Origin of the sequence: Lysinibacillus parviboronicapiens, assembly GCF_003049605.2 — a bacterium.
Lineage (GTDB): Bacteria > Bacillota > Bacilli > Bacillales_A > Planococcaceae > Lysinibacillus > Lysinibacillus parviboronicapiens.
Window position 1 is genome coordinate 4,472,319 of sequence record NZ_CP073713.1, and the last position, 14,860, is coordinate 4,487,178.

Annotated in this window: 13 protein-coding genes, 1 pseudogene and 1 riboswitch; of the genes and pseudogenes, 1 reads left to right on the forward strand and 13 read right to left on the reverse strand. The window is 37.6% G+C overall.

Going from position 1 to position 14,860, the window contains the following annotated elements:
• Window positions 1-22: 22 nt before the first annotated feature.
• The 12 genes and pseudogenes from C9J31_RS21620 to C9J31_RS21675 all read right to left on the reverse strand — a co-directional run bounded on the left by C9J31_RS21620 (window position 23) and on the right by C9J31_RS21675 (window position 12,300).
• Window positions 23-1,765 carry a methyl-accepting chemotaxis protein gene (locus C9J31_RS21620; RefSeq protein ID WP_107948758.1) on the reverse strand — a complete coding sequence of 581 codons (1,743 nt, stop codon included), beginning with the start codon at window positions 1,763-1,765 and terminating at the stop codon, window positions 23-25.
• Between the two features lie 351 nt (window positions 1,766-2,116).
• On the reverse strand, window positions 2,117-3,412 hold the full coding sequence (locus C9J31_RS21625) for an arsenic transporter (RefSeq protein ID WP_107924087.1): 1,296 nt from the start codon (window positions 3,410-3,412) through the stop codon (window positions 2,117-2,119).
• Between the two features lie 65 nt (window positions 3,413-3,477).
• Window positions 3,478-4,197 carry a YebC/PmpR family DNA-binding transcriptional regulator gene (locus tag C9J31_RS21630; RefSeq protein WP_107948756.1) on the reverse strand — a complete coding sequence of 240 codons (720 nt, stop codon included), beginning with the start codon at window positions 4,195-4,197 and terminating at the stop codon, window positions 3,478-3,480.
• A 234-nt stretch (window positions 4,198-4,431) separates the two neighbouring features.
• Window positions 4,432-4,896, reverse strand: a complete 465-nt coding sequence (locus C9J31_RS21635; protein ID WP_107948755.1) for a low molecular weight protein-tyrosine-phosphatase — start codon at window positions 4,894-4,896, stop codon at window positions 4,432-4,434.
• A gap of 57 nt (window positions 4,897-4,953) precedes the next feature.
• Window positions 4,954-5,562 (reverse strand): lysophospholipid acyltransferase family protein, encoded by a 609-nt coding sequence (locus tag C9J31_RS21640; RefSeq protein ID WP_107924085.1) that lies wholly within the window; start codon window positions 5,560-5,562, stop codon window positions 4,954-4,956.
• A 79-nt stretch (window positions 5,563-5,641) separates the two neighbouring features.
• Complete coding sequence (locus tag C9J31_RS21645; RefSeq protein WP_107948753.1) at window positions 5,642-6,472, reverse strand: putative RNA methyltransferase; 831 nt, start codon at window positions 6,470-6,472, stop codon at window positions 5,642-5,644.
• Window positions 6,473-7,852, reverse strand: a complete 1,380-nt coding sequence (locus C9J31_RS21650; RefSeq protein ID WP_193767033.1) for an MATE family efflux transporter — start codon at window positions 7,850-7,852, stop codon at window positions 6,473-6,475.
• A gap of 201 nt (window positions 7,853-8,053) precedes the next feature.
• Window positions 8,054-8,809 (reverse strand): tyrosine-protein phosphatase, encoded by a 756-nt coding sequence (locus tag C9J31_RS21655; RefSeq protein WP_193767038.1) that lies wholly within the window; start codon window positions 8,807-8,809, stop codon window positions 8,054-8,056.
• A 299-nt stretch (window positions 8,810-9,108) separates the two neighbouring features.
• On the reverse strand, window positions 9,109-10,059 hold the full coding sequence (locus C9J31_RS21660) for an ABC transporter substrate-binding protein (RefSeq protein WP_107948751.1): 951 nt from the start codon (window positions 10,057-10,059) through the stop codon (window positions 9,109-9,111).
• A gap of 5 nt (window positions 10,060-10,064) precedes the next feature.
• Window positions 10,065-10,604 (reverse strand): hypothetical protein, encoded by a 540-nt coding sequence (locus tag C9J31_RS21665; RefSeq protein WP_107948749.1) that lies wholly within the window; start codon window positions 10,602-10,604, stop codon window positions 10,065-10,067.
• A gap of 179 nt (window positions 10,605-10,783) precedes the next feature.
• Window positions 10,784-10,984, reverse strand: a riboswitch (cobalamin riboswitch).
• Between the two features lie 153 nt (window positions 10,985-11,137).
• Window positions 11,138-11,641: pseudogene (locus tag C9J31_RS21670) on the reverse strand (glutathione peroxidase).
• A gap of 110 nt (window positions 11,642-11,751) precedes the next feature.
• Window positions 11,752-12,300 carry a hypothetical protein gene (locus C9J31_RS21675; protein WP_107924081.1) on the reverse strand — a complete coding sequence of 183 codons (549 nt, stop codon included), beginning with the start codon at window positions 12,298-12,300 and terminating at the stop codon, window positions 11,752-11,754.
• A 92-nt stretch (window positions 12,301-12,392) separates the two neighbouring features.
• Between C9J31_RS21675 and ytvI the strand changes: the two genes are divergently transcribed.
• Complete coding sequence (ytvI, locus tag C9J31_RS21680; RefSeq protein WP_107924080.1) at window positions 12,393-13,451, forward strand: sporulation integral membrane protein YtvI; 1,059 nt, start codon at window positions 12,393-12,395, stop codon at window positions 13,449-13,451.
• Between the two features lie 239 nt (window positions 13,452-13,690).
• On the opposite strand, the gene C9J31_RS21685 is transcribed toward ytvI, so the two are convergent.
• Window positions 13,691-14,821, reverse strand: a complete 1,131-nt coding sequence (locus C9J31_RS21685; RefSeq protein WP_274520165.1) for a C40 family peptidase — start codon at window positions 14,819-14,821, stop codon at window positions 13,691-13,693.
• Between the last annotated feature and the right edge of the window lie 39 nt (window positions 14,822-14,860).

A 14,860-nucleotide genomic window follows, 5' to 3' on the forward strand; every position in this document is an offset into this window, starting at 1 on the left:
TCTGTACAAACATCCAATTCAGTTATCGTAATATAAAGCGCTTAATAGATTCTTGTAATGCCGAGATTTCATCAGTTAAGTCATTGGAGGATTCACTCACAAGTTGAATTGCTCGCTGTTGCTCGTCAACAGAGGCAGTTACTTCCTCTGATGTGCCCGCGTTTTTCTCACTGATATGGGCAATGCTTTCAATGGAATGCATGATTTCATCCTTCGAATGATTCAAATATTCTACGCCAGTTGCCATTTCCTCTATGGCCGAAATAATTTTTTCAACCGCTAACTCAATTTCCTTGAATGATGATTCTGTAATCGCCACCGAATCATTTTGTTCTTGAACAATGGAATTGGTTTTGTGCATTTCGCCTGTCACTAGATTTGTTTCACTTTCAATCCCCCGTAATGTTGTACGCACCAATTCTGTCGCTACAGATGTTTGATCCGCAAGTTTACGTACTTCCTCTGCAACTACGGCAAAACCCTTACCATGTTCACCGGCACGAGCCGCTTCAATCGATGCATTTAACGCCAAAAGGTTCGTCTGATCAGAAATTTCATTTATTGTTCCGACAATACCTTCAATTTCTCTTACCTTTACAATCAGGCTATCAAATACAGTTTGTACATTACTTATTAGTGCTGACGATTCCAATGATTTTTCCTTCAAACGATTTAAGTTAGCTAAACCATCCACATTGGATTGCTTCATCAGTTGTGATGAATTTAACATGGATGTGTTTTTATCATGTAAAACGACGATTTGCTGTGCAAACTCAAGAGCTGTGCGGTTCGTATCCTCAGCATCTGAGGCCTGCTGCACCGCGCCACTTGATACCTCATTAATTGCTTTTACGATTTCATCACCATATGCATTTGTTTCCTCTGCCACCGCTGTAAGATTAGAAGAAGTTGCTTGTATTTCTACAATCGATTCTTCAACATCTGTAATTAATGTTTTTAATTGCTTAACCATTTCATTGAAGCCTTCATTTAATTGGCCAATTTCATCAGAACGTTGTAAATTTTCGATTTCGACAGTTAGATTTCCCTTTGCTACTTCACGAACACGTTTTGACAAGCGACCGATTGGTAAAGCTAAATGTCTAGAAACTAAGATAACAATGATACTTCCAATAATAACTGCCCCAAATAATGTAAGTCCAATCACTAATAATAATGAATACGCTTCTTTATTAAAATCTTGCATATATGTACCCGATGCAATAATCCAACCCCAATGAGGATCTTTTTCGGAGTAGATTATTTTATCAGCCAAAGTTGTTTGTCCCGGCAATTCAAACTCATATTGTGTAAAACCGCCGCCTTCAAGTGCTCTATCAGTGACTTCGCGTATGAAATACTTACCACTGCTATCCTGATCTTCCCAAAGATTGTCTCCCTCACGAGTAGGATGGGTTGTTAATGTTCCTTTATCATCTAAAACATAAATATAACCGTACTCACCTAAATCACCTGGGTAATTAATCGGCCGTTTTCCTTCACTGTCCTTTGGACCAAGAAATGCTTCACGTACTCTTTCTTGTGCAACTTCCAGAGGGATGTCGCCTTTTTCTACACTTTCATTCGCCAGTTCAATTAATTGCAAAGCAGATTCAACGCTATTTTGTATAACTTGCTCTCCAATACCCTCCATACCATCTTTTGCTTTCCCATAACTAACTACCCCTATAATTAAGCTTGGCACTATTAGTAGTGCTAATGAAATGATAATTAATTTCCCCTGTATTGAACGTAAAAATTTCATGCTTTACACCCCTTTTCTCTTCGTTCACAAAATGTATTAATCTATATTATGGTATGGTTTCAAAGTTTACACAATGGGTAAACCACAAATAATAGGCAAATTAGTTGCTTTATTGGCTAAATATGCTATTATGCGCATTTTTATATATTAGAAAAAAACTATCTTTCTACAGGGTTATGGTCTGTAGAAAAATAGTTTTTTGATGTTTATCATAATTTAAATGTATGAATGCCTACCGTTTACTTCATTATGAACATTTGAAAAAAACTTGCCCAAAATAGTAAGGTTAAGGTTTTAATTTTCTAAGTTGTTATGCCTTACTATTGACTATTCTACATTCAGCATACTCTGCTACGCTATAATTACTAACCAAACAATCAATGCTAGTAACGTAGCCAAAAGTGTCGGTACAGTTAGAATTATACCTATCTTTAAAAACTGCCCCCAACTTATTCTAATGCCTCGTTGTGCTAATATATGAAGCCATATTAATGTAGCAAGGGATCCAATGGGAGTCATTTTTGGCCCTAGATTAGTACCAATAACATTTGCATATATAAGCCCTTTTTTAATGGAACCCGTTGCACTTGTCTCGGCAATGGCTAATGCATCAATCATAACTGTAGGTAAATTATTCATTACTGCCGACAGTACTGCTGCTACAAAGCCCATCGTTATAGTTGCCACAACCAATCCCTGCTGAACGGCATGTTCTAGTAATCCAGCTAATAAACCTGTCATTCCCACATTTTTCAATCCATACACAACTACATACATGCCAATAGAGAAAAACACAATACTCCACGGTGCACCTTTTACAACTCGTTTCGTATCTATCTGTTGACTGCTTTGTGCCAGCCATAAAAAGATAGCCGCGACGCCACATAAAATAAAGGATACTGGAATTTTTAAAAACTCACTCGATAGGAAGCCGATTAGTAAAATTGCTATTACATACCAGGAGAAACGAAATAACTTTCTATCGCGGATGGCTGCTGCTGGTTGTTCTACTGCTTCCAACGAATAATGCTTTGGTATCGATTTGCGAAAATAAACATAAAGCACGATTACACTAGCTAGTAACGAAAAAAAATTTGGCACTATCATATGTATTGCATATTCCATGAAACCAATACCAAAATAATCTGCCGAAACAATATTTGTTAAATTGCTAATTACTAGGGGTAGCGATGTTGTATCTGCAATAAAACCACTTGCTATAATAAATGGAAAAACCATCTTCTCTGTCATATTCAGCTTACGCACCATCGCCAACACAATCGGCGTTAAAATGAGCGCAGCGCCGTCATTTGCAAATAAAGCTGATACGATTGCACCTAGGCAGGCAATATAAATAAATAAGCGAACCCCACTACCTTTCGCAAGTCGTGCCATATGAAGTGCTGCCCATTCAAAAAAACCAATTTCATCTAAAATAAGTGAGATTATAATAATGCCTATAAACGCTAATGTTGCATTCCATACAATGCCCGTTACCTCCATAACATCATGCCATGTAACGACACCCACGATAAGCGCAATTGCTGCTCCAATACATGCAGACCAACCAATTGATATTTTACGTGGCTGCACAATCACTAAAAATAATGTCCCTAAAAATATCACAACAGCTAAAAAAGTCTGCACAATTCTCCTCCCTAATTAAAAACCAGTAGCATTATCGCTACTGGTTTATCATATTTATTAAATGATTATTCGCCTAAATCTGCATTATGGTAGACATTTTGTACATCATCTAAATCTTCTAATGCATCAATTAATTTTTCAAATTTGGCTACATCATCACCAGTTAATGTAACTTCTGTTTGTGGTAACATGGAAAGCTCAGCTACTGTGAATTCTTCTACGCCTGCCTCTTTCAGTGCTTCTTGAGCAGCAAAGAATTGATCTGGCTCTGCATAAATAATGACTGTTTCGTCTTCCTCAAGAATGTCACGTGCATCAATATCTGCTTCCATTAAAATCTCAAGTACTTCGTCTGCTGACTTACCTTCTAACCCAATAACAGCTGTTGAATCGAACATATAAGCTACAGAACCACTTACACCCATGTTTCCGTTATTTTTACCGAAGGCTGCACGCACATCTGAAGCTGTACGATTAACATTGTTTGTTAAGGCATCCACGATTAGCATTGTACCGCCTGGGCCAAAACCTTCATAGCGTAATTCGTCGAAGTTTTCATCGCCCCCGCCTTTCGCTTTTTCAATAGCCTTTTCAATGATGTGTTTTGGGACACTATATGTTTTTGCACGTTCAAGGACAACTTTAAGGGCGCGGTTTGATTCAGGGTCTGGTTCGCCCGACTTTGCTGCTACATAAATTTCGCGACCGAATTTTGCATTTACACGGCTTGTGCTTTGGTCTTTAGACGCTTTCTTTTCTTTAATATTGTTCCACTTACGACCCATTGTTTCCACTCTCTTTCGAAAATAAAGTTTATAAAAATCATAGATGCGCATCGGCACATCTGTAAATGGTAATTAAATACTTATCGTATCTTTACTCTGCAAATAATAACACAATGATGCTTACAAAGCTAGATATACCAATGTTTAAGGTACTACTTTTTGAAACTTCAGTTACTAATTTTTTCATCATTCAGAGACTTCTTTTATGCTACATTACAATAAATAATAGCATTTTCACAATCTATTTTCTTGTATAATTTTTTCTAATAATGCCTGACATCCCTCTACCGCTAAATCATAGGTTTCTTGAAAATCTCCTGTATAGTAAGGGTCTGGTACGTCTTTTCGATGACTTGTTAAATCTAAAAAGCGGAAAATCTTTGGTGAATGTGGATTGCCTAACATTGAGTGGATATTTTGAATATTACTATCATCCATCCCTACAATATAATCAAATTGCTCGAAGTCTGTCTTTTGTAATTGACGTCCTTTCATCCCGCGTGTCGAAATTCCATACTCTCGAAGCTTATCTTGCGTACCTCGATGCGGTGGTTCACCAATATGCCACGCACTTGTCGCAGCAGAATCCACTTCAATGACCTCACTTACATGTTGTTTTTCTACTAAATCACGCATTACTGCTTCAACCATCGGCGAACGACATATATTACCCAAACAAACGAAAAGAACTCGAATCATTACAATGTCCCCCTATGACAAAACACTCAAAATCACATGATTTTGAGTGCTTACTTTTTACTTTTTCTCTGCTGCAATTCGCTTGTGTAACTCTTCTGTCAGCGTAAGTAATTCATGCTCTAAATGGTGCATAAATTCCTCACGTCCGTCTTTACCCTTACCGGTTACATAAAATGGTTCACCATAAATTAGATAACCCTTACCACGCTTAAATACATCGCCAGCATTGCGTGCACCAACGTAAGCGGCTGGGACGATTTGTGTTTTTGATAGCTGTGCAATCGTAATGGCACCTTGCTTTAAATCAGCACCTTCTGTATTGCGTGTCCCAGAGGGGAAAATCCCTACAATTTTCCCCTCTTTCAATAACTGCGAAGGAATTTTAATGACACTCGGTCCTGGATTATCACGATCAACTGGGAAGGCATTTAAATGCCCGATGAGCCAGCCAAGGCCTTTTATATCAAATAACTGCTTTTTTGCCATGAAATGAATTTCTCGGGGATACATCGAAACACCTAAGTTTAAAATATCAACATACCCTGTATGTGTACAGGCAATAATAAACCCACCATCCTTCGGTAGGTTCTGCTCCTCATACACACGAGCTTTTGAGCCCATTAACTTTAATATTATCTTGACGACGCTTGCTATGAATTTATACACTGTCTCATTCCTATCTTGTTAAATAGTTATCACTATTGTAATCGAAAAGACTAGTATACTGCAATTACCTATACACTAATTAGACCTTTCCCACTAACACATCAACATCAATCGTAATTTCACGTAGCGTAATACTTGTTCCTTCTGTCTTATGCCAACCCATCGGTGTCATTTCAAGGAGTGCAGGAACAAGCTCTGAAGCAAGTGGAACCTTATAAGTAACACGTTCAACCATCACTTCAGCAAAACTCTCCCTAAATCGTTCTACGGTTTGTTCATTGGAATACATTTCCTTAGCTGAATCGGCATACAGCTGCGCGCGAAGCTCTTGTAAATAGCCACTTTGTGGTACAACCTTGATCACACATCCGCCAGGTACTAGTAGCCGCTTAAATTCCTCATAATTAGCTGGCGATAAAATATTTAATATTGCCTCAAAGCTAGTTTTTGCAAATGGACTCTTCGCTAAGTCACCGACACACCAAATTTGCTCTGGATAATGGCGAGCTGCAGCAAGGATACCTTCCTTTGCAATATCAATTCCAATGCCTATACCCTCTCTATGTGCCATTATGCGCGCTAAATGTGAGCCCTCACCACAGCCTGTATCCAGCACTGTTTTAGCAGCAGCCATTAGTTCTATAATTTTCCCTTCCAGTACATCGTACATACCACTATCAATAATAGCTTTGCGAGATTCAAAAAGATCCTTACTGTATTTTGACGCAGCACTATGTGTCAGCATATTAATATAGCCTTGCTTGGCAATATCGAAAGAATGATGCATTGAACACTCAAGTCGCCCTTGTTCATGCACCCGCATAGACTCTTTACAAATTGGACAAGCAAATAGCGTAATATTGTTGTTCATCAATACCGCTCCTGCAGCTCGTTTTGATAATGCGCTCATTTAATTCGCCTCCTTCTGCTCTGTTGGTGAAACGAGTGCAAAACGCTCCCATTTCCTACTTTTCCATCTAAAGTATACGATGATGGCACGCAACCATTCATCTGCTGAAATAGCTAGCCAAATTCCTACTAATCCCCAATCTAAAACGAATACGAACAAATAGCCAAGCGGTAGACTCATACAGACCATTGATAGGAAACCAATTTTCACAGGAAATCTTGCATCTCCTGAGGCACGTAGTGAATTAATAATAACAATATTCATTGTACGCCCAGTTTCAAGTAAAATACTCAACACTAAGACAGATGCCCCAATGGCAATAACTTCTGGATTATCTGTAAAAATGCCCATAAGTGGTGTACGGAAAAACGTCACTACTATCACCATTATTATCGTGAACGTAAATGCTGCACGTACACTCGACCACAGTTGATGATATGCCTCATCCTTCTGACCAGCACCGACATTGCGACCTATGATAATCGCTGTCCCTGTACCGATTGCAATAGCAAATAAGTACGTAAACATAGAAATATTCATAGCATATTGTCTTGCCGCAAGCGTTTCAGCTCCCAAGTACGTGGCATAGTAAAGGAAAATAATTTGGCAGAACTGATATAATACCTGCTCAAAAGCTGACGGTAAACCGATATTTAATATTTTCCGGACATATTCTTTTGAATAGGTGAAATAATATTCTAGTTTGACCCGCACTTCCATTACTTGATACAACAGCCATAAAAACACAATTACTGCCAGTCCACGGCTGATAACAGAGGAAATAGCTGCCCCTTTTACGCCTAACTCTGGTAAACCTAAATTACCAAAAATAAAGCCATAATTTAATACAACATGAAGCACGTTCATGCCAAGGGAAACATACATCGTTTGCTTTGTCCAACCATGTACACGAATTACCGCTGCTAATGCATTGATAATTGCTTGAAGGAAAATAAAGCTACCGATAATAACTAAATAGCTTTGGGCATAAAGCAATACTTCACCCGTTAAATTCATCATAGACATTAATTGGCTTGCACCAAAGAAGAACACAACACTCATAATGAGCCCTACGCATAAATTCATGGTAACCGCCAATGCTGAAATTTTCGCTGCTTCGAAGTAACGCTTTGAGCCTAGATACTGCGAAACAACAATCGAAGCACCATTTCCGACAACTTCAAGTATTAATATTGCAATATGAATATATTGATTAGCCGCACCAACCCCTGAAACAGCATTATCAGATAAAGCACTAAGCATAAATGTATCAGCTAGCCCCATTAACATAAATAAAAAAACTTCTAAAAAAATCGGCCACGTTAAATGAAATAAACTTAAATGTTCGGCCGCTTTTTTCACTCTAATCGTATGTGCCAATTACTTCCACTTCTCTCTCTACATTACATAAAAATCTATTGTATCTTATCATAGATTTGTCTGCTGTAAAGACTTATTCGGTGAGAAGGGTGACAAAATCTGTCGTCCTGTTCGTCAGTGGCCTAACTCACTAAAAAACCCGGCATCTCACAAAAGCAGAACATAAAAAAACCCTCTCACAGGGCTCATGTGAAAGGGTTCTTATTCATTTAAACAATTAGCCTGTAATTGTTCACGTTTGGCTTGAGTTAGACCAAACTCTTGCTCTAAAAATGCGGTTTTTGAGCCATAACGAACTTCCATTGCATCGAACGCTGCTTGTAAATAGTCTTCTCTGGCAGACATTAATGCATAGAACTGCTGTAATTCTCGATCATTAAAATCCTTTTGAATCGCCTGCGCCATTCGGTCTACCATCGGGCGTAAAAGTTCATTCGTATCTAAATAATCTTGCATAATAATCTCCTCAGGGACATCTAACGCTAATAAAATCAGTGCACCACCTATACCTGTTCGATCTTTCCCTACTGCACAATGATGAACAAGCCCTAAATTTTCCGGGTTTTGAATGGTAGCCATTAATTCTTTAAAAGAAGCATTATTAAAGGGCATTTGTGCATAAAAATCACAGAACATTTCTGGACTTACAACTTTGTAAAAACTTTGCCCGCCAGTATTCGTAGGCATTTCAAAAGCATGGTTCCCTTTTGCAGGGATTTGTATATATCTAGCATTTAGAAATGTCGGATTAGGATTATTTTGCGCTTCATGTTTGTCTCGATAATCAAAAATCGTTTTCACACCTAGTGTCTCAAAGCGTTCTTTATCCGCCATCGTCATTTTTCCAAGTGCTGCCGAACGATAGATTAAGCCTTTTTTGACAGTACGTCCATCCTTCGTCTGATAGCCACCCATATCACGGAAATTATAGACTGCTTCAAACGGAATAACCTTCATGTCAAACTGTGTCAACCACAACGCCTCCCTTATATTAGCAATCACCTTACTTTCTATTCTATAAAACAACTGAGGATAATACCAATTTTCACACCAGGGCTTTTCTGTACATAGCAATGCCTTTTCACCAAAAAGACATGCGATGTATAGCGCTATCTAAAATAAATCTTGCCTTCTTACCAGAGCGCATTTCCAGGGCACCTGAGCGCTTCTCCCTCTTTCCGAGCTAATTTCGGCAAGGTGTCATACCTAACAAAAAGCCGTCCTAATCTAATAGAACGGCTCTTAAAAGTCTTTAATTATTGAAACAGCTCAGGATAAACAGCTTTGGCTACTAACTCAACCGCTTCCCCAATACGTGGACCAGGACGAGTGGAAATATCAGCATCTACATAATATACTGCTTTGTTTTGAATCGCTGTAATCGTATTCCAACCATTACGGGCAATAATTTCTGCCGCAGGATCCTTAGCGTAATTCACAGTTGTTAGAATAACTTCAGGGTTTTTAGCAATGACGTCTTCCTCAGAAACCTTTACCCAACCCTTTTGGTCAGCAAATACATTGCTCACATTAGCAGCATTTAAAATTTCTTGTTGGAATGTACCTGCTGCTGTTGTATAAATGTCTGGCTTTGGACTAATCTCCAAGTAAACATTTTTTTGTTTTTCTACATCTTTTACTTTTGCTTGAACATTAGCTATTTTAGCCCTAATGTCTTTATTTAATTGCTCACCTTTATCCTCAACACCCATGACAGTCGCAATTTGTTCTATATCCCCATAAACATCTTTAAATGAGGCTGCTGACTGGATAACAAATACTTTTACACCTGCATCTTCAAGTCCTTTTAACGCGTCATCCTGGCCAGTAGTATAAGCAATCACTACATCTGGCTTTAATGCTAAAATGCGCTCGCTATTAAACGTCATAGAATCTGATACTCGTTCAATGTTTTGTGCTTCTGCTGGATATGTATCATAATCTGTTGCGCCTACGATTTTATCCCCAACACCTAATGCAAATAAAATTTCTGTATTGCTTGGCTGTAATGACACCACAGTTTTTGGTACAGCATCAAATGTCACTTCTACACCACGATCATCAGTCACTTTATAGCCTGTTGCTTCAGTTGATTTTTGTTCCTGAGATGTTTCCCCATTCTTCTCTTCATCAGTTGTACCGCAGCCCACTAGGACAAGTGCTAACATCAAAATTGATAGCCATTGGAAATTAAATAATTTCTTCACTTATCTCATTCTCCTTTTTTCTTTTTCATTGGGTATGATTTACTTATAAACGGAATTTCAGCAATTCCAGCTTGTTGATTCATGTATACAGCCATGACAAAAAACACATTCGCCAGTAATCCTAAATAATCGAAGAGAATAGCTGGTACTTCTCGCTCTTCAGACACTTTGTGCAAGACACGGTATGATTTTTTCGCTTCACTTCGACATAAATGAAGGGCAACAGCAGCCTCCGTTCCTTGTGGTAAAACAAAGTTTTGAATCTCTTCCCTAACATGCTCAACGTAAAAATCATAACGATTACTTAACCATGCTAAATCTTCATCGGTAACTGCCAATTTGCCACGTACTGAACCATTGACATGATAAGCCATCGGCAAAATTGCCAGCAAATCGCCTGCTACAACCTCCACCGTTTCTTTCTTTACAGCCGCCAGGGCAACACCTACATGTGTTGTTAAACTATCTGTACGAATTTCATAATCAACCGTTGATACTTTTTCACGCATAAACGGATAACATGAATAACGCGCATCTTTTTTCAAAACTAAGACCCCCACTTTCTTTCGTGAAATTCTCCTTACTTACTGGATGAAGGTTAAAGTGCATAAAAAAAACGCCACTCCCGATTAATAGAGTAACGACGAAAATGCATAAATAGTGTCGCTTTGACACGACATTGCCTATGTATTTGCCGCATATCCTCCTAACTTCCGAAGAGTACTTATACGTTCAAATAAAGGTCGGTCTCCTGGCTTGTACAGTTCACTACCTAGATGTAGCGATGTCATAAATACCTTCCCATCTAATCTTAGACAGTGGCTTAAATTTATGATTTATGTACTTACAGTTGCGGAAACAGCTTCGGTTTTACACCGAATTCCCGATTATGCTATGGCCTAGCACCCTTATTCTGCAAGAATTATTCACTTGTAAAGCAGTTTATCATATATTGTGATGAAAAAGTAGTTGCGAAATTGCGGAAAACTCGGTCAAAAACATATAAAACCTAGCACTATTTCTACATAACGATTAGCTATTTGTAGTTCTCACCTGAAAATTCTATATTCAATAATGACTATAAAATTCTTTCGATAGCTTGTTCAATATCAAGTTGAGAATCCGTTGGTTCGAAGCGCGCAGTTGTTTTACGATTACCATCTACTAAAAATTGTGTAAAGTTCCAGCGAATATTGCGACCATCTAAAAAGCTAGGTGCTATTTGGACTATCGTTTGAGCTAACATTTTCTCCTGTATATTTGCCTTTCCAAATTCATGAAAATCCACTTCATGCTTTAAATAATTGAATAATGGATGTGTAGTCTCACCATTTACTTGCACTAATTCAAAAATTGGAAATATCACACCATAATTTACTTTACATAGCTGTGTAGTTTCTTCACCATCTTCTGGATTTTGATTGTCAAATTGGTCACAAAGAAAACCTAACACAAGGAAATTATCCTTGCCCTATTTTTCATACATTTTTTGTAAATATTCAAACTGATATGTAAAACGACATTTGTTTGCTGTGTTGACAATAAGCATCGGCTTCCCACGATATGTTTCCATCGATAAAATTTCACCATTTGACTTTTAAACCTCATTTTCATATTTTTCATGATTATAGCAATAAACTAAATTTTCTCCAACAAATGAGTTTCAACATAAAAAATAGCCATTACGCTTGTTTAACGAATGGCTGTCTGATATTTCTTTTTATATTTTACGTTTTGTTCTTCATCAATTAATCTCTTTGCAATTTCTAATAGATTCCTGTCATTCGTGGCATCAAACAACTTTTTAAAGGATACAATAATATCGTATCGGATCAGTGTCGGGTGTTTTTCGTCAATACACGTTTGGAATCTTTTTGCTAAATACGAAACAATTAAATCTCTTTGCACTTGTCCAGCAAGCCCAATTTGCCAGATTGCTTGTAGACTATGTCTTGCCGTTACAGTTTTATCATCATACGTTACTGCCCAAATTTTCAAAAAATCCTCTAGTACACGTTCTTCTGGATCACTTTTAGCCGCCAATGCGCATAAAAACTGTACTGCACGTGCACGTACATGTCCATCTTTATATGTAAGGGCTTGAACGAGATGCTCCCAGACTGAGTATGTCCAGTCAACTGGTTCTTGCATAATTTTTATCAATTCTTCATAAGACTCGAATTGGATTTCACGGTCATGCTCTGTTATATTACTAAAAAGTTGCAAAATCTCTTTTTCCATGATTCATCCCTACCTTTATTCTGTCAGAACGTTATAAAATTTTAAATTTTTTATGTTACACTTAACTTAATTTATACAAAGAAGGAGAGTTTATGAATAAATCTATTACCCGAAAGTTGATTTTACGAACGCTTGTGATTATATGTCTAATAGTGGCGGCATATTTTATCATACCAGTCTCCGTGCCTATTATATTGGCGGGGATTACCGCTTTTTTCTTAGAACCAATTGTAATGTTTTTTAAACGAAAATGGAAAATGTCTCGGAAAATTGCAGTCGCCTTCATTTACATAATGAGCGTTATCTTTATTTCTATTATTTGTTACTTTACTATTACACAGCTCATGTCGCAAATTATAGTAGTTTCAAAGCAAGCCCCCTATTATATTTCTAAACTATCGGAAATGTGGTTAAACATGCAAGATAACATTTCTAAATATACGGAAGACTTCCCCGCTGAAGTGAGTGCTTCACTTCAAAGTACAACAATGGATTTCATTAAGAAAATTGAAGAATCTTTTCTAAACATCTTTAATTATACCAAAGTTACTGCATTCTTTTCAGAAATTCCAAGCCTCTTTATTAGTCTTCTCGTATATATGATTGCTCTATTTCTATTTATGCTAGATTTACCAAAATTAAAACAAGTTACTTACAAATATTTGAAGCCATCTACTGCGAAAAAAATGAAAATAATTTCTAATCGTTTAAAAGACGCATTTTTTGGTTTTATGAAGGCACATCTACTCGTGAGCTTTATTATTGGAGGTGTCACACTTGTTGGACTTCTCCTTATTCAGCCCAAATATGCTGTCACAATGACCTTAATCATTTGGCTAATTGACATCGTTCCATTTCTGGGATCAATTATTATTTTAGCACCTTGGGGGCTTTATCATTTATTAATGGGAAACACATCCATTTCTGTCCAATTATTCATCTTAGCAGTTATTCTACTCATAATTCGTCGAGTAGTCGAGCCCAAGTTGATGGGAGATCATATCGGATTATCTACCTTGCCAACATTAATAGCCATGTTTATCGGACTTCAGCTATTTGGTATCATTGGTTTACTCACAGGACCATTTTTTATTATTTTATTCATTGCTTTAAAAGAAACAGGTATTATCAAGTTGAATTTCAAAGTTTAACTAACTTATAAGAAAAGCGCACTCGCGGCCATATAGCTGCGACAAGCGCTGAAAAAGAATGTATAGCGCACATGCCACATAAAGTGGCTTTCGCCGCGTCATTAATTTATCGCTGCATGAATACCTAAAATTGAATAAGAAAATTTATATTTCTTTAACGTTTAAAAAAGGCCATCTCTGTAATTTGCTCTACAAAGATGACCTTTTTGCTATTTAAATCGTCTATATAAATAGTAGGATTATTGAATGCGACCGAAGCCTACTAAATATTGATTCCACCAATCAAGTGATTCAATGACAACACCTTTGTTTTGAGCATCAATCATCGTGTTGTTGCCTAGGTAAATACCAACATGTGCTACGCCTGAACCATAACTAAAGAATACTAAGTCACCTACACGCGCTTCACTTGCTGAAATGCGTTGTGTTGCTAGATATTGTTGAGATGCAGTACGTGGTAATGAAACTCCCGCTTGCTTGTATGACCATTGTACAAGACCAGAACAGTCAAAACCTGTTGAAGGATTGCTACCGCCCCATACATAACCACGGCCTAAAAATTGCTTAGCTGTTGAAATAGCATCGCCTGAAGAAGCTGTACCTGTACCTGAACCAACTACGATTGATTGTGGTTTCCCACCGCCATTACTAGTTGCTTGCATTACAGGTGTAGCAGATTGTAGTGCACGTAAACGAGCCGCTTCTTCTTCAGCTGCTTTACGCTCCGCCTCTAAGCGTTCCTCTTCTTGTTTAGTGGCAATCTGAGCCTTTAACGCAAGTGATTTTGCTTCGTTTTCAGCTTTTTTAACTTCCATTTCGCTTTCTTTTTGTTGAAGCGCTTGGAATTGCTTTTGTAATTCTTTTTGTTTTTCATCTAGAGTTGCTTTTTGTTCTTCTAATTTTGCTTTATCTGCCTCTTGTTGGTTAACCAATTCTTGGTCAGCGTCCATTAATGTTTTAACCGCTACGACACGATCCATTAAGTCTGCAAAGCTTTTTGCTTCAAGCACTACGCTTAAATAAACACCCACAGTGTTATCCTGCGCTTGGTATGCAGCCATACGTTCACTCAAAATAGCAGAACGTTGCTCGATACGCTTTTCTGTTTCCACGATACTAGCATCAACTTCTTTAATATCTGCCTGTACTTGATTAAATACTTTAACTTTTTCATCAATATCGTTTTGAAGACTTGTTAATTCTGCCTCTAATTTTTTAACTTCTGCATCAATTTGAGCTTTTTTCTCAATCATTTGTTGAGAAGTTTCTTCTGCGTGCACTTCGGTTGGTTGTACTGTATTAAATAATAAGCCGCCAGCAAGTGCTAATGTTAGCACCATCGACTTACGCCATTTATTGCGCTTACCCACTAAACTTCATTTCCCTTCATCCATCAATTTCGCTCTCGG

Coding starts and splice junctions, on each gene's coding strand:
- C9J31_RS21620 (WP_107948758.1), bottom strand. CDS start 1,765: ATGAAATTTTTACGTTCAATACAGGGGAAATTAATTATCATTTCATTA.
- C9J31_RS21630 (WP_107948756.1), bottom strand. CDS start 4,197: ATGGGTCGTAAGTGGAACAATATTAAAGAAAAGAAAGCGTCTAAAGAC.
- C9J31_RS21635 (WP_107948755.1), bottom strand. CDS start 4,896: ATGATTCGAGTTCTTTTCGTTTGTTTGGGTAATATATGTCGTTCGCCG.
- C9J31_RS21645 (WP_107948753.1), bottom strand. CDS start 6,472: ATGAGCGCATTATCAAAACGAGCTGCAGGAGCGGTATTGATGAACAAC.
- C9J31_RS21655 (WP_193767038.1), bottom strand. CDS start 8,809: ATGAAGGTTATTCCGTTTGAAGCAGTCTATAATTTCCGTGATATGGGT.
- C9J31_RS21675 (WP_107924081.1), bottom strand. CDS start 12,300: ATGGAAAAAGAGATTTTGCAACTTTTTAGTAATATAACAGAGCATGAC.
- ytvI (WP_107924080.1), top strand. CDS start 12,393: ATGAATAAATCTATTACCCGAAAGTTGATTTTACGAACGCTTGTGATT.